Consider the following 17,210-nt stretch of genomic DNA (forward strand, 5'->3'; position numbering starts at 1 on the left):
CAAGACTTAAGGGACCGTGGCAGAACGTGAAAATCAGGCCGAGGGGGCCCCGCCGCTGCCTTCTTCGACACCGGTCTGTTCAGATTGGGGACGCGATTCGAAAACCTTGTCGACCAGACCGAAGGCCTTGGCCTCGTCCGCTTCGAGGAAGGTATCACGGTCCATCGCCTTCTCGACTTCCTCAAGAGTGCGACCCGTGTACTTCACGTAGAGGTCGTTCATGCGCGCCTTGATGCGCAGGATCTCGCGGGCCTGGATCTCGATGTCCGAAGCCATGCCCTGCGCCCCGCCCGAAGGCTGGTGGATCATGATGCGTGCATGGGGCAGCGCGATACGCATGCCCGGTTCGCCGGCGGCGAGCAGGAAGCTGCCCATCGAGCAGGCCTGGCCGATGCACACCGTCGACACGCGCGGGCGGATGTACTGCATGGTATCATGGATCGCCATGCCCGCCGTCACCACGCCGCCGGGCGAGTTGATGTACATCGAGATGTCCTTCGAGGGATTTTCCGACTCGAGGAACAGGAGCTGGGCGACGATCAGCGACGCCATGTGGTCTTCGACCTGCCCGGTCACGAACACGATGCGTTCGCGCAGCAGACGGCTGAAGATGTCGAAGCTGCGTTCGCCACGGCTGGTCTGCTCGACGACGACCGGGACGAGTGCGCCGGTCACGGGATCGACGTTGAACTTTCCTTGGGCAGAACGGCTGCCGAACAGGTCGAGCATGGGAATCCTCTTCTGGTTGCCCCGCCTATGTCGCGTGCCAGCAAGGGATGTTCAAGGGCATTAACCCAGAATGCGCGGGATTGCGTGGATAGACCTGTGCCCGAAGCCCTTTCGCCTGCATTTTTTGGCCGATTTCCACCCTGCTCAGGCGCGCACCCGTGCCCGGACCGCTTCGAGCGCGGCCAGTTGCGCCTCCATCGCGCGCAACCGCGCCTCGGTCCGGGCCACCCGCTCGCGCAAGTCACGCGCCCGGCGCGAGCCCGGAATCAGCCCGGCCAGGAACCGCCCGGCATCACCCAGGCTGGCTGCCACCGCGACCAGCAGCCCCTGCCGGACCGGGGCCGGGGCCCGGTTGCGCGGCAAAGGCGCGCGATCGTCCGGCGCCAGCAGGGCCATGTCGACCAGAAACGGAGCCTCGACCACCGACCGTTCTTCGCTGCGCACAGGCACTGCGGGCACGGCGGCATCGCTGCCCCGCCCGACATGCTGGCGCGCGCCGTCGGGCGGCGGATTCGGAGCCCGTTCGGGCCGGGGCGGCAGGCTCACCGTGGGCGCCTGCAACGAGCGCGCCGCCATGCCCTGCCGGGCTGCACCCTGCGGGGCCGGAACGAGCCCGGCGGGCCAGGCCGCCGTGGAGATGATCGCGCCGCGATGGGGCGGCAGGATCAGGTCATGGGGAAATGCCGCAACCGGCGGCGCAGCCAGAAGGAACCCCTGCCCTTCCCGCCCCGCACCAGCCTTCCCCGAACCGGCCATCTCCACACCAGGTGGCCCGGAGCGGTTCTTCGGCGTGGCAGGCGCCTTGGCCTGCACGGCGCCCTGATCGCGGCTGGAAGAACGCCGCGCCCCCTTGCGGGTGCCCCCGGCGTGACTCGAATGGCCTGAATGACTGGATTTGCTGGGCATCGGGACATCCCTCTCCTGGGTCCGATGCTGACGATTCTCTCACGGCAGGAATTAACGCGGCAATCCGCGTGATGCCTGAGGACAAGTCCGATGACGCCAAAAGGCCGATAACGCAAAAAGGGGCGCAACCGTCGCCGGTTGCGCCCCTTTTGCAATCGATCGAAAATCAATCGACCTGTGCCGGAAGTCCGATCAGGCGTCTTCGCCTTCAGCCGGGGTCTTCTTGGCAGCGGCCTTCTTCTTGGCCGGCTTGGCTTCGCCTTCAGCAGCTTCGGCTTCGCCTTCGGCGTCGGCCTTCTTGGCGGCCTTCTTCTTGGCGGGCTTGGCTTCGGCGTCGCCTTCGGCAGCCTTGGCCGCCTTCTTCTTGGCGGGCTTGACGTCGCCTTCGCCTTCTTCGGCTTCGATCGCGGCCTGAAGTTCCTCGCGGGTCACTTCACGTTCGGTGACTTCAGCCTTGTCGAACAGGAAGTCGACGACCTTGTCCTCGTAGAGCGGCGCGCGCAGCTGGGCGGCGGCGAGGGGCTCGGAACGGACGTAGTCGATGAAACGCTGGCGGTCCTGCTCGCGATACTGCTGCGCGGCCTGACGGATCAGCATTTCCATTTCCTGCGCGGTCACGACCACGCCATTGGCCTGGCCGATTTCCGACAGGAGCAGGCCCAGACGCACGCGGCGTTCGGCGATCTTGCGGTAATCGTCCTTCTCGGCTTCGATTTCCTTGAGCGCTTCCTCGGGGTTTTCCTCGTTCTGCGCTTCCTGGGTCAGCTGTTCCCAGATCTGGCCGAATTCGGCTTCCACCATCGAGGGCGGCACGTCGAAATCGTGACCGGCGGCCAGTTGGTCGAGCAGGGCGCGCTTCATCTGGGTGCGGGTCAGGCCGGCAGTTTCCTGCTCGAGCTGGCCCTTGAGGAGGCCGCGCAGCATTTCGAGGCTTTCGAGGCCGAGCGCCTTGGCGAACTCGTCGTCGGCGACGAATTCACCGGGGTTCTTCACCGCCTTGACCGTGATGTCGAAGGTGGTTTCCTTGCCGGCGAGGTGCGCGGCGGGGTAGTCTTCGGGGAAGGTCACGGTGATGACGGTTTCGTCACCTGCCTTGGTGCCCACGAGCTGTTCTTCGAAGCCGGGGATGAAGCGGCCGGCGCCCAGTTCGAGCGGCTGGTCTTCGCCAGCGCCGCCTTCGAAGGCCACGCCGTCGAGCTTGCCCACGAAGTCGATGATCAGCTGGTCGCCGTCCTTGGCCACGGCGCCTTCCTCGGCGTCGGTGAACTTCTTCTGGCCAGCGGCGATGCGGTTGACCGCTTCGTCGACCTGTTCTTCGGTCACGGGCACGACCAGCTTGTCGAGCTTGAGACCGTCGAGCGAGGGGGTTTCGACCTTGGGCAGGACTTCGAGAGCCACGGTCAGCTCGGCGTCCTTGCCTTCTTCGTAGCCTTCACCGAGCGAAACGCTGGGCTGCATGGCCGGACGCAGCTGGTGGTCGGCGACGAGCTTGTCCATCGCTTCGCGAATGGTGGTCTGGAGGGCTTCCTGGTGCAGGGCGGGGCCGTGCATCTTCTTGACGAGGTTGGCGGGCACCTTGCCGGGACGGAAGCCGGGCATGCGCACCTGCGGCGCAATCTTGGTGATTTCACCTTCCACGCGCGCTGCGATTTCGGCCGCCGGAATGGTCACGGCGTAGGCGCGCTTCAGGCCCTCGTTGCTGGTTTCGACGATCTGCATCCTGATCCAACTTTCTCGACTGACGCCGTGACAAGGCGCCTGAAAAATCCGGGCTAGAGCCGTCGGGAGGGGTTCCCTGGTGCGGGCGAAGGGACTCGAACCCCCACATCTTGCGATACTGGAACCTAAATCCAGCGCGTCTACCAGTTCCGCCACGCCCGCATACGGCAAAAAGCGAGCGGTGCCCCTATCGCAGCCCATGCAAAAGCACAAGCCCGCCGCTTGTTCCAAAGGGAACAACCTGACAATCCTGCGCGTTCAACGGACGCAAGGGGCGTCCTGCCTCTCTTGCCCCCTGTTTTGCCGGAGCACAGCCCATGGCCAGTACACCGCCGCCCGACCGGATCACGCCCCAGTCCCCGCCCGAGTTTCCATCCGCGCCCCTGCCCGAGGAAGCGCCGCCGGAGTTGCCCGACGAGACGCCGCCGCTCGCGCCCGACTGGATCGATCCGGGCGAGCCGGAGGAATTTCCGACAAGCGATTGAACCGATTGAACGGACCGGGACGTTTTGCCTCTGGCGAGGCCGGTCGGGGGCCCCGGATCAGGTCCGGGGCCCCAAGGGGGCTTCAGAGGTGGCGCAACAGCAGGGCCAGCCAGCCTGTCGGCGCGGCGGCGGCCCCGCCCTGCCCGGCCTGCGCGCCGCATTCGAGGCAATAGGCCTGCGCCCCGGCCACGCCGGTCAGGCGCTGGAGATCGGCGAGCATACGCAGGCCGAGCGCCTGCTGGCGCAGCGCCACGAGGCCCGTCACGTCGGTGGCCGCGTGCGATTCGCCAGGGCCGTCGGTGCCTGCCATGGCCTGGAGCAGCCCCTGCCAGCCGCCCTGATCGGCACCCAGATAGTCGGCATGCCAGGTGGTCAGGTGCGCCGCACTCGCCGCATAGGCCAGCGCATCGTCGAGATCGCCAAAGGCATCGACCAGCCCGATCTGGCGCGCCGTGCCGCCGTCCCAGACACGCCCTTGCGCGATGGCATCGATCTGTTCGGGGGTCTTGTGGCGGGCCGTGGCGACGAGGGACAGGAAACGGCGGTAGTAGCTTTCGACCGAGCCTTGGGTGAGCGCCTCGACTTGCGGGCTCAGGCCGCCGAGCACGTCGGGCTGGCCCGAAAGCGGGGTCGTGCGCACGCCGTCGGTCGTCACGCCATAATTGGCCAGCGTGTCCTCGAAGCTGGGGATCACCGCAAAGACGCCGATCGAACCGGTGATCGTGGCCGGTTCGGCAAAGACGCGGGTGGCCGGGGTCGAAACCCAGTAGCCGCCGCTCGCCGCCAGATTGGCCATCGAGGCCACCACCGGAAGCCCGGCAGCCCGTGCGCGGACAATCGCCGCGCGAATGCGTTCGGCCGCGCTCACCGAGCCGCCGGGGCTGTCGATGCGGACCACCAGCGCGCTGTAGGATTTCGAGGCGACGGCCTTGTCGATGAGGTCGGCAATGCGGGTGCCCCCGGCGCGGCCCGGCCCGGCATCGCCATCGACGATCTCGCCCGACACGGTCACCACCGCGATGGCCTTGCCCTTTGCAGGCGCCGGACGGTCGGCCAGATACTGGGCCAGTTCGGTGTTCTGGTAGGCCCCGGCGGTGCCGTTGCGGTCGTGGCCGACCAGATCGCCGACGTGGCGACCAAAGGCCACCTTGTCGCCCACCTTGTCGACGAGCCCGGCCTTGACGGCGGCCTGCGCCATGTCGCCGCCGCTTTGCGCCATCCATGCGACCGGATCGCCGGTCACGAGGTCGATCTGCGCGCGCGGACGGGCCTTCTTCACGTCGGCCTTCCATGCCTCCCACAGCGCGCCATAGAGCGCGGTGAGGTTCTCGCGTGCGGCGGGCGAGGCATCGGCACGGGCATAAGGCTCGACCGCGGCCTTGTAGGTGCCGACCTTGAAGATGTGGGCCTTGATCTTCAGGCGATCCATCAGCGTCTTGTAGTAAAGCTGGGTGCCGCCCGGCCCGGTGACGACCGCGCCGCCGATCGGATCGACCCAGGCTTCGGAAGCATGGGCAGCGAGCTGGACGCCATCGTCGGCATAGAGCTGGCCATAGACGAGCACCGGCTTGTGGACCGCGCGAACCTTGTCCATCGCCGCGCCGATCCGGGTGAGGTGGACCTGCCGCGCGCCGGGGAACTCTTCGAGATCGAGCACGACCGCCTTGATCCGGCTGTCGTCCGCCGCCGCCTCGATGGCGCGGACCACGTCGCGGGCCTGATATTCCTTTTCAGGCGCGGTGCCCGAAAGCAGGAGCTGCGAAGGACTGATCGCGCTGCGCTCCTCGACGATGGGCCCGTCGAGCGTGATAGTCAGCGCCCCCTCGCGCACGTGCCCGGCAACGGGCCGCAGGGCGAGTGCCGCGTAGAGCCCCCAGAAAAAGAGCAGCAGGGCAAGGAGGACGAGACCATCCTTGATCGCGACGAGGGCTTTCCAGACCGAACGGGCAAACTTCATGGGAGATATCTAGCCAGCCCTGACCCTTGGCGCCAGATGGAAAGACCCCCGGAAAGACCCCCCGGAAAGACCCGATGTAAAGACTTGTGGAAGGGGCAGGTGGTGACTAGGGGATGGTCTTCGATGCAACCATCGAGCTCCTCACCTTCGTCAGCGGCCCCCGCGCGCAGCTATCCTGCGGGCGGCCTTGCCTATCCCCATCGCGATCTGACCGGAATCGGCCATCTGGCCCGGCACGAGATCCTCTACCTGCTCGACGAGGCCGAGCAGTGGGTCGAACTCAACCGCCAGTCCAACAAGCGGGCCAACCTGCTGTCCGGCCTGACGATCATCAACGCCTTCTTCGAGAACTCCACCCGCACGCTGCTCTCGTTCGAGATCGCCGGCAAGCGGCTGGGCGCCGACGTCGTCAACATGCAGGCGGCCACGTCGAGCGTGAAGAAGGGCGAGACGCTGATCGACACGGCGATGACCCTCAACGCCATGCGCGCCGATGCCATCGTCATCCGCCACGCCAGCTCGGGCGCGGTGCGGCTGATCGCCGAAAAGGTCGATTGCCCGGTGCTCAACGCGGGCGACGGCCAGCACGAACACCCCACGCAGGCCCTGCTCGACGCGCTGACCATCCGCCATGCGCTGGGCCTGCCCAAGGGCAGCGACCTCAACGGATTGCGCGTAACGATCTGCGGCGACATCCTCCACAGCCGCGTGGCGCGCTCCAACATCCTGTCGCTGAGCGCGCTGGGCTGCGAGGTGAGCCTGTGCGCGCCGCCTGCGCTGATGCCCACCGACATCGAGGCCATGGGCGTGAAAGTCTTCCACGACTTTGATGCCGCGCTCAAGGGCGCGCAAGTGGTCATGATGCTGCGTCTCCAGATGGAGCGCATGAGCGGCCAGTTCATCCCCTCGCCGCGCGAATATCGCCACCTCTACGGCCTCTCGCTCGACCGTCTGGCCAAGGCCGAGACCGGCGCCCTCGTCATGCATCCGGGCCCCATGAACCGGGGCATCGAGATCGACAGCCAGGTCGCCGACCATGTCGAGCGCAGCCTGATCACCCGGCAGGTGGAAAGCGGTGTCGCGATCCGCATGGCCTGCCTCGAAGTCCTCACCCGCCGCGCGCGGGCCTTGCCCGGCTGGCCGCCCCTCGGCCAGACCACCGGCGGAGAAATCGCATGACCCCCCAGCCGCTTGTCATCACCAACGGGCGCCTCGTGCTGCCCTCGGGCGAGCCGGTCCGGGCCGACCTGCGCTGTGAAAAGGGCCGCATCGTGGCCATCGGGGACGATGCCGCCCCGCGCGAGGGCGACAGCGTGTTCGACGCGGGCAATGCCCTCGTCACCCCCGGCCTCGTCGATCTGGGCGTCTTCGCCATCGACAAGCCCGCCTTCCACTTTGGCGGGATCACCCGCGCCGCGCTGATGCCCGACCAGGGCCCGCCGCTCGACCATCCGGCCCGCGTGCGCTTTGCCGCGCAGTCGGGCAAGCCCGATTTCTGGGTCCACCCGCTGGCCGCCGCCACGCGCGGCCTCGAAGGCACCGAACTGGCCGAACTGGCGCTGATGCGCGAGGCAGGCGCCCGCGCGGTGAGCACCGGGCGGCGCTGGATCGGCGATTCGGGCGTGATGCTGCGCCTCTTGTCCTATTGCGCGATGCTCGGCCTTGTCGTCGTCACCCATGCCGAGGATGCCGGGGTGACCGGCACGGCGGTGGCGACCGCAGGCGAAGTGGCGACGCGCCTGGGCCTGCCCTCCGCCCCGGCCCAGGCCGAGGCGCTGGCCGTCGCGCGCGACATTGCGCTGGCCGAAATGACCGGCGCGCAGATTCACATCCGGCAGGTCACCACGGCAGCCGCGCTCGATCTGGTGCGCGCCGCCAAGGAACGCGGCGTGCGGGTGACGGCGGGCGTGACCCCGGCGCACTTCATGCTCTCGGACCTCGAACTCGTCGATTTCCGCACGTTCTGCCGCTTCTCGCCCCCCTTGCGCGGACAGGCCGACCGCGAGGCGGTGGTCGCCGCGATCGGCGATGGCACGATCGACGTGATCGCCTCGGGCCACGACCCGCGCGGGCCCGAAGACAAGCGCCTGCCCTTTGCCGATGCCGAACCGGGCATGGCCGGGGCCGAGACGCTCCTGCCGCTCACCCTCACCCTGGTGCGCGACGGGGTGATCGACATGGCGCGCGCCTTCACCCTGCTGGCGGGCAATCCGGCGGCCCTGCTTGGCGCCAACGCCGGGCGTCTGGTGCTGGGCGCGGAAGCCGACATCGCGGTGGTCCACCCGACCCGCCCGTGGATCGTCAATTCCGACAAGATGGCGGCCAGCGCGGGCAACACCCCGTTCGACCGCCGCCCGGTCGAAGGCCGCGTGCTGGCCCTGTGGAAGGGCGGCACCCGCATCGACTGACCCCGAACCAAAGGGCCCCGAACCCGCTTCGGGGCCCTTTGATCACGAAGATCCTCCCCGCTCGCGGGCCCACTGATCACAAAGATCCTCCCCGCTCGCGGGGAGGTGGCAGCCCGAAGGGCTGACGGAGGGGTTGAAGCCCCTCACCCCGGATTGAGCGATCCCCCGACATCGAGCTTGCGCCCGTCGGTGATGATCACCTTGTCCCCCAGGCTCACCACCTTGAACAGGCGTTTGGCAAATTCGTCGGGCACCCCCACGCAGCCGTTGGTGGCATAGCCCTTCTCCACCTTCGATCCGTGGATCGAGACGCCATCGTTGGTCAGCCGCAGCATCCAGGGCATCGGCGCATCGTAGAGGTTCGAGACGTGGGTGGCGTCCTTCTGGGTGATCGGGAACACGCCGAGCGGGGTCGGCTTGTCGCCATAGCCCTTGAGGATCGCGGTGGCGCCGATCTCGTGCCCGTTGCGGAAGACCGAGAGCACCCGCGCGGCAAGGTCGACAGTGATCACCACCGGGCCCGGTTCGCCCTTGCTTTCATCCCAGTAGAACTGCCCGAAGCGGATCGGCCCGTCGATCTTGAGCACAGATTTGACCACGAACGGCGAATCGACAGGAGCAGGAACCGGTGTCGCCACCGGGGCCGGAGAGACTGCCGCCTGTGGGGCTACCGGCATTTGCACCGCACCGGGCTGATCCCCACCGGCCAGGGCGCGCGCGATATCTTCCCCCTCGTGGAAGGCCAGCAGCATGGCCGCGCCCGTCCCCACGACGCCAAGGCCGATCATCAGCCAGCGGCCGGGGCCGGTCTTGCGGCGGGAATGTGCCTTGCGTGCCATGACCTTGCGTGTTCCTTTCGCGCCCCGGATAGCCTGCCGGTGGCGCATCGCCAATGCGCCGGAGGGTTGCTGCTCCACACTGTCCCTGTGGGGGACAAGCCGTGGATGGATCGTAAACGTTTCAGGCCTCATCGTTTCAGGCTGGGGCAATGTTCGGCGTGCCAGAAAGCCCGGTGATGATCGATCTGCTTCACGCGTTCGGCGATTGGCCCCCCTGGCTCGGCAGCCTGCCGCCGCTGCTGGCCGCTGGCGTCGTGGCCATGGTGCTGGTGGCGCTGGCCGGGCGCGGGCACGGAATCCTCGCGCTGGTCATCCGGCTTTGCGGCAGCGGGCTGTTGCTGGCGGTCTTCGCGATGGCACTGGTCCGCTTCATTCCTCTCGAACCGGCGGTCGGCCAGATCCTGCCCAGACTGGGCATGCCCGAAGCGCGCGTCTCGGGCGGGCAAGTGCGCGTGCCACTCGCCGCAGACGGCCATTACTGGATCGAGGCACGCGTCAACGGCACGCTGACCCGCTTTTTGGTCGATACCGGGGCCACCTTCACCACCCTGAGCGCCGAGGGCGCGAGCGAGGCCGGGATCAAGCCCGATCCGCTGCGCCTGCCGGTGGTCATGCACACGGCCAATGGCGACGCGGAAGCGCAGATGGCGCGGGTTGGCCAGTTGCGGTTCGGCTCGATCGATGCGCGCCATCTCGATGTCGTCGTCAGCGACACGAGCGGCGGGCTCAACGTGCTGGGCATGAACTTCCTCAACCGGCTCAAGGGCTGGCGGGTCGAGGAAGGGGTGCTGATCCTCAGCCCGCGTCATCCCGTGGCGGTCTGAGTGTCTGATCCGAAACTGTCGTTTCGGATGGTTCGGCACCGGCCCGCTCCCCCACCCGGCCACCCAACGATAGTACCTTGTGGGAGGCCGGGTGGGGGAGCGGGCCGGTGCCAAACGTGAGCCGCCGCCACAGCGCCTCCAGCGGTCCCTGTCCATGGGCCGCCAGCCAGCGGCGCGGCCAGGCCAGCATCAGGGCCCAGCCCAGCACCACGAACAGCGGCAGACCCCCGCGCGGCACCGCATGGACGCCGCCCCAGCCCAGCCCGGTTGTCCAGCCTCCCGGTTTCCAGCCACCAAACAGCGCGGTCATCACCAGGCTCGTGCCCAGATAGTTGGTGAAGGCCGTCCGGCCACAGGCCGTCAGCGCCGCGCCGATCCGCGTGCGCGCCAGCAGCGGGTGAAGCCGCAACAGGATCGCCGCATAGCCCAGCGCCATGGCCAGCCCCGGCAGCGCCGCCAACGCGGTGACGACCGTAAAGGTCAGCCGCACCGGCCACCCTTCGCGCGCCGGCCAGGCGATCAGCAGCGCCGACACCACCCCGCCCGCCACAGTCCCGCCCAGCGCAACCGCCGTCATGGCCCGCGCGCGCCACTGGCCGGTGAAGAACCCGCTCTGGAACAGGGCCATGCCGATCAGCATGAGCGGAAAGGTCTCGGCAAAGGTGTTGAGCGTGGCGGTCAGCGGAAAGGCCGGGGCCTGTGTCAGCCTGAGCGCCACGGCCTCGAAAAACCCGGCGTGGAGCGGCCCGGCGTCGCTGGCCATCGACTGGCCGATGCGGGCGGCCAGATCGGCCATGGCGGCCTGTTCGGCGGGGCTGGCGATCCCGGCCCGGACATGCTGCTCGGCGAGGATTTCGGGCAGCGCGGCGAGCCCGTCGAACAGGCGGGAGAGCACGAAGACCGGCACCCCGATGGCCAGCAGCCCGCGCGGCTCCAGCCGCCGCAGCGGCAGGGCCACCAGCCCGCACAGGGCATAGGCAAACAGGATGTCGCCCCACCAGAGCAGCGCATAATGGGCATAGCCAAAGACCGCGAGCCAGAGCAGGCGGCGCACTTGCAGGCGGTCGGGCGCAAGGCCGCGCCGCTGCGCGCTTTGCGCAAAGAGCATCATGCTCGCCCCGAACAGCAGCGTGAAAAGCGCGCGCATCTTGCCCTCGAACAGCACGAAGCCGGCAAGGAACCAGCGCGTGCCCGCAGGGTCTGCCGGAGCAGGCAGCGCCGGGCTCAGGCTGGCCAGTTGCGGCCCCCAGAACCCGGTGATGTTGATCGCCAGAATCCCCAGCACCGCGCAGCCGCGCAGGAAATCGAGCGCGGCAATGCGCGGGGGATTGGCCGAAGGGGATGTCATGCCCCGTGCCTTGCACCGCCTCGATGGCCGGGCAAGGCGGAAATCCCCGAAAAACCCTCAGGGCCCGCGTTCAGGGCCCGCTCTCAGGGCCTCACGATGATGCAATCGATTCCCGCGCCCTTGAGCGCGGCACAGGCATGGCTGGCCTCGGCCTGCCCGGCAAAGCCGCCAGCCAGAACGCGGGTCACGCTGCCCTGAACGCTGTCGATGCGCGGATGCCCGGCCAGTTCGGCCCGCCCCCGCGCGCGCGCCCAGATCGCGTCGGCATTGCTCTTTTGCGAAAACGCGCCGAGCTGGATGCGCCAGGCGCCACCGGGACGGGGCCGGGGCTCCGGCTTGCGCTCGGGCTTCGGTTCGGGCTTTGGTTCGGGCTTGGGCTCCACCCTGACCTTGGGTTCGGCCTTGGGCTTGGGTTCAGCCTTGGCTCTGGGTTCGACCCTGGCTTCGGGCTTCGCCACGGCATGGGCGCGCGGCACTTCGACCGGATGGGCAAAGCTGGCCCCGGCCAGAACCGGACCATCGGGCTGGACAGGCCGCGGCGCGGATTGCGAAGGCGGAAGGGCCGCACTGGCCAGAGCGCCCGTGCTGGCGGATGCAGGCGCGCGCACCACCGGCGTTGCAGAACCGGGCACCGGCGAAGGGCCGGTCACCCCCAGTTCGGCGGCGGCCAGTTCGCGCGAGCGGGTGTCGGACGTGCGCTTTTCCAGATCACTCGCCAGCGACGCGCCCATCTGGCGCTGTTGCAGCGGGATCGTCGCGTTCATCGTTTTCAGGCTGTCCATCGCCTGGGGCAGCCCCGCCGAGGCCGCGCGGGTCATCAGCGCATAGGCGCGCACCCAGTCCTTGGGCTGGTAATCGCCGTTGAAGGCCGCCACGCCCAGCAGATACATCGCGCGCGGTTCCCCCCGGTCGGCCGAGGCGCTCAGCCAGGGCATCGCGGCGGTCTGGCGGCCGGTCTGGAACAGCAGGATGCCATAGTTGTCGGCGGCGCGGGCATGGCCCTGCCGCGCGGCCTTGTGGAACCAGTCCTCGGCACGGGCCATGTCGCGCGGCATGCCCCGGCCCAGCTTGGCGGCCTGCCCCATGTTGAATTCGGCGTCGGCATCGCCCTTGGCCGCCGGCCCCTGCCACTGGCGCACGGCCTCGGCATAGTCGCCGCGCGACCAGGCGCTGACCCCGTCGCGCACGTCGGCACGGGCCACGCCGGGGGCCACGAAAGGCGCCAGAAGGGCGCCCAGAAGCGGGCCCAGAAACGGGAGGGCCATCGTGGTGAACGCGCCACGCCCGCGCCGCTTTTCACCCGTCTGGCCGCGTGTCTCGCCCGATGTCCTGCTCATGTCCCGGCCTTTTCCCGCTTCATCCGATACCCCGTTCCACAGGCGCCGTGGCACCTCTGGCAGGGGATTTTCCTCAGATATTGTGCATGGAGAATGGTAAACAAGTTTTCCACCCCGATCATCGACCTTATCCGGCGCGGGGCCCCCTCTGCCCGGATGTTAACCAAAATTTCAGTGCGATCTGCGATTCCCTCTGCTTGTTCGCATGCAGCTTCAGGGGGATACCTTGCGCGTACTGGCCTTGGCTTCGCAAAAAGGGGGATCGGGCAAGACCACGCTGTCCGGCCACCTCGCCGTTCAGGCGCAGCGCGCCGGGGCCGGTCCCGTCGTCCTGATCGACATCGATCCGCAAGGCTCGCTGGCCGACTGGTGGAACGAGCGCGAGGCCGATTTCCCCGCCTTTGCCCAGACCACCGTGGGCCGTCTGGCCGCCGATCTTCAGGTGCTGCGCCAGCAGGGCTTCAAGCTGGCAGTGATCGACACCCCGCCCGCGATCACCATGGCGATCCAGTCGGTGATTGCGCTGGCCGAACTGATCGTGATCCCCACCCGCCCCAGCCCGCACGACTTGCGCGCCGTGGGCGCCACCGTCGACTTGTGCGAGCGCGCGGGCAAGCCGCTGATCTTCGTGGTCAATGGCGCCACGCCCAAGGCGCGGATCACCGGCGAGGCGATCGTCGCGCTTTCCCAGCACGGCACCGTTGCCCCGGTCACCCTCCACCACCGCACCGACTATGCCGCCTCGATGATCGACGGGCGCACGGTGATGGAAGTGGACCCCACCGGCCGCTCCGCCGCCGAGATCGCCCAGCTCTGGGCCTATATCTCCGAACGGCTCGAAAAGAATTTCCGCCGCACCGTCTTTGCCGTGCCCCAGACCGGGCAGGCCGGGCTGGCCCAGGTGCGCGCGCTGGGTGGCGCGGCGCCGCGTCCGGCAGGCCATTTCGGCCGCCGGGTGAGCAATTGATGAAAAGGGATCAGGCTGCGATGAACGACCCCAAGCCCTTTGCGGCGCTGACCGGCACCCTGCTCGCCCGCAAGGGCGCCGCGCGCCCGGCCATGCGGCCCCAGGTCTCGCTTGATTGGGCCGACACGGATTCGGCCTTAAGGGAAGAACCGGTGCGCCCGGCCCGCATGGCGCTGGTCCCCGGTGCACGCCTGCCTGAAGTCGAACGGCCGGAGATCGAACAGCCCGAAATCGATACGGCCTGGACGGATATGGGCGAGCCCCTGCCCGGACTCTCTGCACCCGAGGCCCCCGAAGCCCCTGAAGCCGGAGAAGAAAACCCCGAAGTGCTGCGTCAGATCCGCCAGCTTTCGGGCATGATCAACCGCAAGGTCGCGGCCACCCGCCGCGCCAACGCCGATGTGGAGACCCTGCCGGGCAAGAAGGTCGCCTTCACGCTGCGGCTCGATCCGCGCCGCCATGCCCTGCTGCGCGCCTGCTGCACCGCCGAACGGCGCAGCGCACAGGCCCTGCTGGTCGAGGCGCTCGACCGTCTGGTCGATGCGACCCCCGGCCTCGAAGACATTGTCGCGCAACTGGCCGCCTCCGGCCATGCAGAACCCTCACGCTGATGTCGCCCGTTTCGACATCCCGCCCGGAAAAGGCCGCCATGACCCACCGCCCGCTCGCCATGCTTGTTTCCACCGCGCTCGCTGCGGGCCTGCTGGCCGGCTGCGCACAAGGTGGCCCCCGCCCTGACCAGACCGCCTCGCGCGCGGAATCGAGCCTGTCGGGCGGCGATGCGACCAAAGCCGTCGCATTGGCCGAACAGGCCGTGCTCGCCGATCCGCGCAATCCGGGCTACAGGATGCTGCTGGGCAGCGCCTACATGCGCGCGGGCCGCTTCGAATCCGCACGCCAGGCCTATGACGAGGCCATGGAACTGGGCGACGACAGCGGCAAGGTCGCGCTCAGCCTCGCGCTGACCGACATGGCGCTGGGCCACGAAGCCGTGGCACTCGACACCCTCGAAGCGCATCGCGACCAGATCCCGGTGGCCGATTACGGCCTCGCGCTGGCCATGGTGGGCCGCGCCGATCAGGCCGTGGACCTGCTCACCCAGGCCATCCGCTCTGGCGAGGGCACGCCCAAGCTGCGCCAGAACCTGGCCTATGCCATGGCCATGGCCGGCCACTGGCGCGAGGCGCGCGACATGGCCTCGCAAGATGTTCCCGCCGACCAGTTGACCGCGCGCATGGCCCAGTGGGCCCAGCTCAACGATCCCGACAACATGCGCCTGCGCGTGGCCGGGCTGCTCGGCGTGCCGATGCGCGAGGACACTGGCCAGCCCGCCGCGCTGGCGCTGGCAAACTTCCCCGCGCCCGGTGAACAGACCTCCGGGGAACAGGCGCCCGTGCGTCAGGCAGACAGCCAGAACGTAGCCCCTTCCCAGAAGGCCCCCGCGCTGGCCCGGTTTGCCGCGCAGGAACTGCCCGCCATCGATCAGGCCGATCATGGCCAGCCCGACCTTGCCGATGCCAGTTCGGCCCCCCCGGCCGAAAAGCTGGCCGCGATCGACATGCCGCCCCCGCCGCCCGCCGCCCCAGCCCCGCTCTCGCGCGCGGCAGCCCGCGACGAAATCCGCCCCGCCCCCCGGTTTGCGCCCGAGCCGCGCCTGGCCCGCGCCATCCCGCCCGCCATGGTCGCCCGCACGGCACAGGCCCAGGCCGCCAAAATGCGTCAGGCCCGCCTCGAAGCCCCGCGTGAAACCCCGCGCACAGGCATTCCGGCGGGCACGCCCATGATCCAGCTCGGCGCCTTTTCCACGCAGGAAGGCGCCCACCGCGCCTGGCGGCACTATCTGGCCGCCAATCCCGCGCTCAAGGACTATCGCCCGGTGATCACCAGCGCGGTGGTCAACGGCAAGCAATACTGGCGCACGCAAGCCGTCGGTTTCGCCAGCGCCACCCCGGCCCGTTCGCTGTGCGGATCGGTCAAGGCCAGGGGCGGGGTCTGCCTTGTCATGGCCAGCCCCATCGCCAGTCCCGCAACAGGGCCCGCAACGGGCGGCGCCCCCCATTCCCAAGCCATCCGTTTCGCCAGCAACCGTCGCTGAGGCGACGGTCCAGACGACGCGAAACGGGAAACTTTTCCCCCGCGCGCCCCAATCGGGCGTTGCAATCCGCCCGGCTTGCCGCCACTCAGCAGGGGTTAAGCCGGGGTCGTCCAGGCCCCGTCATGCAAGATTTCGTCGCAATGGGTGCCTTCCGTTGTGGCGAGCCTGACAGGAAGTTCGGATCGTCATGAAGTCCATCACCCGGCTGCCCCATTCCCGCCTGCGCACCCTTGTGGGGCGTGGCGCATTGTCGCTGGGACTGATGGCCAGCGCGGTCTCGCCGGTCGCGGGCAGCATCGCGATGGCGCAGGAACAGCAGCCGCAGCCCGCCGCCAATGCCTCAGGCCAGCTCAACATTCCCGCCAATGTCCAGATCTTCGGCAAGAGCGATCCCAACATGCGCCGCGCCACGGCCATCGTGAACGGCGAGATCCTCACCGGGACCGACATCGACCAGCGCCTCGCGCTGATCATCAACGCCAATGGCGGCAAGGTCTCGGCTGAAGAACAGGAACGTCTGCGCCTTCAGGTCCTGCGCAACCTGATCGACGAAACGCTCGAAATCCAGGAAGCCAAGTCGGCGGGGATCGAGGTGGACAGCGACGAGGTCGACCAGACCTACGAACGCGTCGCCAAGCAGAACTTCGGCCAGGACCCTTCCGCGCTCGACAAGTACCTGACCTCGATCGGCTCGTCAGCGGCCTCGCTCAAGCGCCAGATTCGCGGCGAACTCTCGTGGCAGCGCCTGCTGCGCCGCAACGTCCAGCCCTATATCAACATCTCGGACGGCGAAGTGCGCGAGATGATCGAGCGCCTCAAGGCCTCGAAGGGCACCGAGGAATATCGTCTGGGCGAAATCTACCTTTCCGCCAATGACACCAACCGGTCGCAGGTTCTGGCCAATGCCAACCAGATCGTCGAGCAGCTCAAGAAGGGCGGCAGCTTCGTGGCCTATGCCCGCCAGTATTCCGAAGCCTCGACGGCGGCGGTCGGCGGCGATCTGGGCTGGATCCGTCTGGCCCAGCTGCCCACCGATCTTGCCAATGTGGCCGCCTCGATGCAGCCGAGCCAGCTGGCCGGTCCGGTCGAGATTCCCGGCGGCTATTCCATCCTCTACATGATCGACAAGCGTCAGGTGCTCACCGCCGACCCGCGCGACGCGATCCTGAGCCTCAAGCAGATCTCGCTGACCTTCCCCAAGGGCATCGCCGAAAAGGACGCCGCCGCCAAGGCCTCCAGCTTTGCCAGCGCGGTCAAGGCCATCCACGGCTGCGGCGAAGTCGAGGCCATGGCCACCCAGCTGGGCGCCTCGGTCGTCACCAACGACCAGGTCAAGGCGCGCGACCTGCCCGGCGCGCTTCAGGACACCATGCTCAAGCTCTCGGTCGGCGAGGCCACGCCCCCGTTCGGCTCGATCGAGGACGGCGTGCGCGTGCTGATGCTGTGCGGCCGCGACGATCCCAAGACCTCGAACGAACCCAGCTTCGAGGAAATGCAGTCGCAGATGGAAGACGACCGCGTGAACAAGCGCGCGCAGAGCTACCTGCGCGACCTTCGCCGCGACGCGGTGATCGAATACAACTGATCGCAAACAGA

At 68.3% G+C, this 17,210-nt stretch carries 15 protein-coding genes and 1 tRNA gene; 8 read left to right on the forward strand and 8 right to left on the reverse strand.

What is annotated here, in order from left to right; translation table 11 throughout:
• Nucleotides 1-33: 33 nt before the first annotated feature.
• From clpP to SBI20_RS09005, 4 genes are all read right to left on the reverse strand, one after another.
• Nucleotides 34-729 (reverse strand): ATP-dependent Clp endopeptidase proteolytic subunit ClpP, encoded by a 696-nt coding sequence (gene clpP / locus SBI20_RS08990; RefSeq protein ID WP_317974717.1) that lies wholly within the window; start codon nt 727-729, stop codon nt 34-36.
• A gap of 144 nt (nt 730-873) precedes the next feature.
• The gene (locus SBI20_RS08995; protein WP_317974718.1) at nt 874-1,635 is read right to left on the reverse strand and encodes a hypothetical protein; all 762 of its coding nucleotides are present in this window, start codon (nt 1,633-1,635) and stop codon (nt 874-876) included.
• A gap of 192 nt (nt 1,636-1,827) precedes the next feature.
• Complete coding sequence (gene tig, locus SBI20_RS09000; protein ID WP_317974719.1) at nt 1,828-3,354, reverse strand: trigger factor; 1,527 nt, start codon at nt 3,352-3,354, stop codon at nt 1,828-1,830.
• 77 nt (nt 3,355-3,431) lie between these two features.
• Nucleotides 3,432-3,516 (reverse strand) — tRNA-Leu (locus tag SBI20_RS09005).
• A gap of 155 nt (nt 3,517-3,671) precedes the next feature.
• Between SBI20_RS09005 and SBI20_RS09010 the strand changes: the two genes are divergently transcribed.
• The gene (locus SBI20_RS09010) at nt 3,672-3,839 is read left to right on the forward strand and encodes a hypothetical protein (RefSeq protein ID WP_317974720.1); all 168 of its coding nucleotides are present in this window, start codon (nt 3,672-3,674) and stop codon (nt 3,837-3,839) included.
• An 82-nt stretch (nt 3,840-3,921) separates the two neighbouring features.
• On the opposite strand, the gene sppA is transcribed toward SBI20_RS09010, so the two are convergent.
• Nucleotides 3,922-5,796 carry a signal peptide peptidase SppA gene (gene sppA, locus SBI20_RS09015; protein WP_317974721.1) on the reverse strand — a complete coding sequence of 625 codons (1,875 nt, stop codon included), beginning with the start codon at nt 5,794-5,796 and terminating at the stop codon, nt 3,922-3,924.
• Between the two features lie 123 nt (nt 5,797-5,919).
• On the opposite strand from sppA, the gene SBI20_RS09020 reads away from it, so the two are divergent.
• Nucleotides 5,920-6,975 carry an aspartate carbamoyltransferase catalytic subunit gene (locus SBI20_RS09020; RefSeq protein WP_317974722.1) on the forward strand — a complete coding sequence of 352 codons (1,056 nt, stop codon included), beginning with the start codon at nt 5,920-5,922 and terminating at the stop codon, nt 6,973-6,975.
• Nucleotides 6,972-8,204: a dihydroorotase gene (locus tag SBI20_RS09025; RefSeq protein ID WP_317974723.1), complete on the forward strand. Its 1,233-nt coding sequence runs from the start codon at nt 6,972-6,974 to the stop codon at nt 8,202-8,204. Before SBI20_RS09020 ends, SBI20_RS09025 begins: the two co-directional genes overlap by 4 nt.
• A 143-nt stretch (nt 8,205-8,347) precedes the next feature.
• Here the strand turns inward: SBI20_RS09025 and SBI20_RS09030 are convergent, their stop codons facing one another.
• Entirely contained in the window at nt 8,348-9,043 is a 696-nt protein-coding gene (locus SBI20_RS09030) for a L,D-transpeptidase family protein (RefSeq protein ID WP_317974724.1), read from the reverse strand.
• A 149-nt stretch (nt 9,044-9,192) separates the two neighbouring features.
• On the opposite strand from SBI20_RS09030, the gene SBI20_RS09035 reads away from it, so the two are divergent.
• Nucleotides 9,193-9,867 (forward strand): retropepsin-like aspartic protease family protein, encoded by a 675-nt coding sequence (locus SBI20_RS09035; protein ID WP_317974725.1) that lies wholly within the window; start codon nt 9,193-9,195, stop codon nt 9,865-9,867.
• Here SBI20_RS09035 and SBI20_RS09040 read toward each other — a convergent pair.
• Entirely contained in the window at nt 9,839-11,215 is a 1,377-nt protein-coding gene (locus tag SBI20_RS09040; protein ID WP_317974726.1) for a DUF418 domain-containing protein, read from the reverse strand. The two genes, SBI20_RS09035 and SBI20_RS09040, sit on opposite strands and share 29 nt — an antisense overlap.
• An 83-nt stretch (nt 11,216-11,298) precedes the next feature.
• Nucleotides 11,299-12,552: an SPOR domain-containing protein gene (locus tag SBI20_RS09045; RefSeq protein ID WP_317974727.1), complete on the reverse strand. Its 1,254-nt coding sequence runs from the start codon at nt 12,550-12,552 to the stop codon at nt 11,299-11,301.
• A 226-nt stretch (nt 12,553-12,778) separates the two neighbouring features.
• Here SBI20_RS09045 and SBI20_RS09050 point away from each other — a divergent pair, with 226 nt between their 5' ends.
• The 4 genes from SBI20_RS09050 to SBI20_RS09065 all read left to right on the forward strand — a co-directional run bounded on the left by SBI20_RS09050 (nt 12,779) and on the right by SBI20_RS09065 (nt 17,199).
• On the forward strand, nt 12,779-13,519 hold the full coding sequence (locus SBI20_RS09050; RefSeq protein ID WP_317976087.1) for a ParA family protein: 741 nt from the start codon (nt 12,779-12,781) through the stop codon (nt 13,517-13,519).
• A gap of 20 nt (nt 13,520-13,539) precedes the next feature.
• Nucleotides 13,540-14,130, forward strand: coding sequence for a hypothetical protein (locus SBI20_RS09055; RefSeq protein WP_317974728.1), 591 nt, complete (start codon nt 13,540-13,542; stop codon nt 14,128-14,130).
• 38 nt (nt 14,131-14,168) lie between these two features.
• Nucleotides 14,169-15,614, forward strand: a complete 1,446-nt coding sequence (locus SBI20_RS09060) for an SPOR domain-containing protein (RefSeq protein WP_317974729.1) — start codon at nt 14,169-14,171, stop codon at nt 15,612-15,614.
• 187 nt (nt 15,615-15,801) lie between these two features.
• Nucleotides 15,802-17,199: a peptidylprolyl isomerase gene (locus SBI20_RS09065; protein WP_317974730.1), complete on the forward strand. Its 1,398-nt coding sequence runs from the start codon at nt 15,802-15,804 to the stop codon at nt 17,197-17,199.
• Nucleotides 17,200-17,210 lie beyond the last annotated feature (11 nt).

Source organism: Novosphingobium sp. IK01 (assembly GCF_033242265.1).
Lineage (GTDB): Bacteria > Pseudomonadota > Alphaproteobacteria > Sphingomonadales > Sphingomonadaceae > Novosphingobium > Novosphingobium pituita.

What these genes read in the sequence shown, in the direction of transcription:
- clpP (WP_317974717.1), bottom strand. Translation starts at nt 729, where the DNA reads ATGCTCGACCTGTTCGGCAGCCGTTCTGCCCAAGGAAAGTTCAACGTC.
- SBI20_RS08995 (WP_317974718.1), bottom strand. Translation starts at nt 1,635, where the DNA reads ATGCCCAGCAAATCCAGTCATTCAGGCCATTCGAGTCACGCCGGGGGC.
- tig (WP_317974719.1), bottom strand. Translation starts at nt 3,354, where the DNA reads ATGCAGATCGTCGAAACCAGCAACGAGGGCCTGAAGCGCGCCTACGCC.
- SBI20_RS09010 (WP_317974720.1), top strand. Translation starts at nt 3,672, where the DNA reads ATGGCCAGTACACCGCCGCCCGACCGGATCACGCCCCAGTCCCCGCCC.
- sppA (WP_317974721.1), bottom strand. Translation starts at nt 5,796, where the DNA reads ATGAAGTTTGCCCGTTCGGTCTGGAAAGCCCTCGTCGCGATCAAGGAT.
- SBI20_RS09020 (WP_317974722.1), top strand. Translation starts at nt 5,920, where the DNA reads ATGCAACCATCGAGCTCCTCACCTTCGTCAGCGGCCCCCGCGCGCAGC.
- SBI20_RS09025 (WP_317974723.1), top strand. Translation starts at nt 6,972, where the DNA reads ATGACCCCCCAGCCGCTTGTCATCACCAACGGGCGCCTCGTGCTGCCC.
- SBI20_RS09030 (WP_317974724.1), bottom strand. Translation starts at nt 9,043, where the DNA reads ATGGCACGCAAGGCACATTCCCGCCGCAAGACCGGCCCCGGCCGCTGG.
- SBI20_RS09035 (WP_317974725.1), top strand. Translation starts at nt 9,193, where the DNA reads ATGTTCGGCGTGCCAGAAAGCCCGGTGATGATCGATCTGCTTCACGCG.
- SBI20_RS09040 (WP_317974726.1), bottom strand. Translation starts at nt 11,215, where the DNA reads ATGACATCCCCTTCGGCCAATCCCCCGCGCATTGCCGCGCTCGATTTC.
- SBI20_RS09045 (WP_317974727.1), bottom strand. Translation starts at nt 12,552, where the DNA reads ATGAGCAGGACATCGGGCGAGACACGCGGCCAGACGGGTGAAAAGCGG.
- SBI20_RS09055 (WP_317974728.1), top strand. Translation starts at nt 13,540, where the DNA reads ATGAACGACCCCAAGCCCTTTGCGGCGCTGACCGGCACCCTGCTCGCC.
- SBI20_RS09060 (WP_317974729.1), top strand. Translation starts at nt 14,169, where the DNA reads ATGACCCACCGCCCGCTCGCCATGCTTGTTTCCACCGCGCTCGCTGCG.
- SBI20_RS09065 (WP_317974730.1), top strand. Translation starts at nt 15,802, where the DNA reads ATGAAGTCCATCACCCGGCTGCCCCATTCCCGCCTGCGCACCCTTGTG.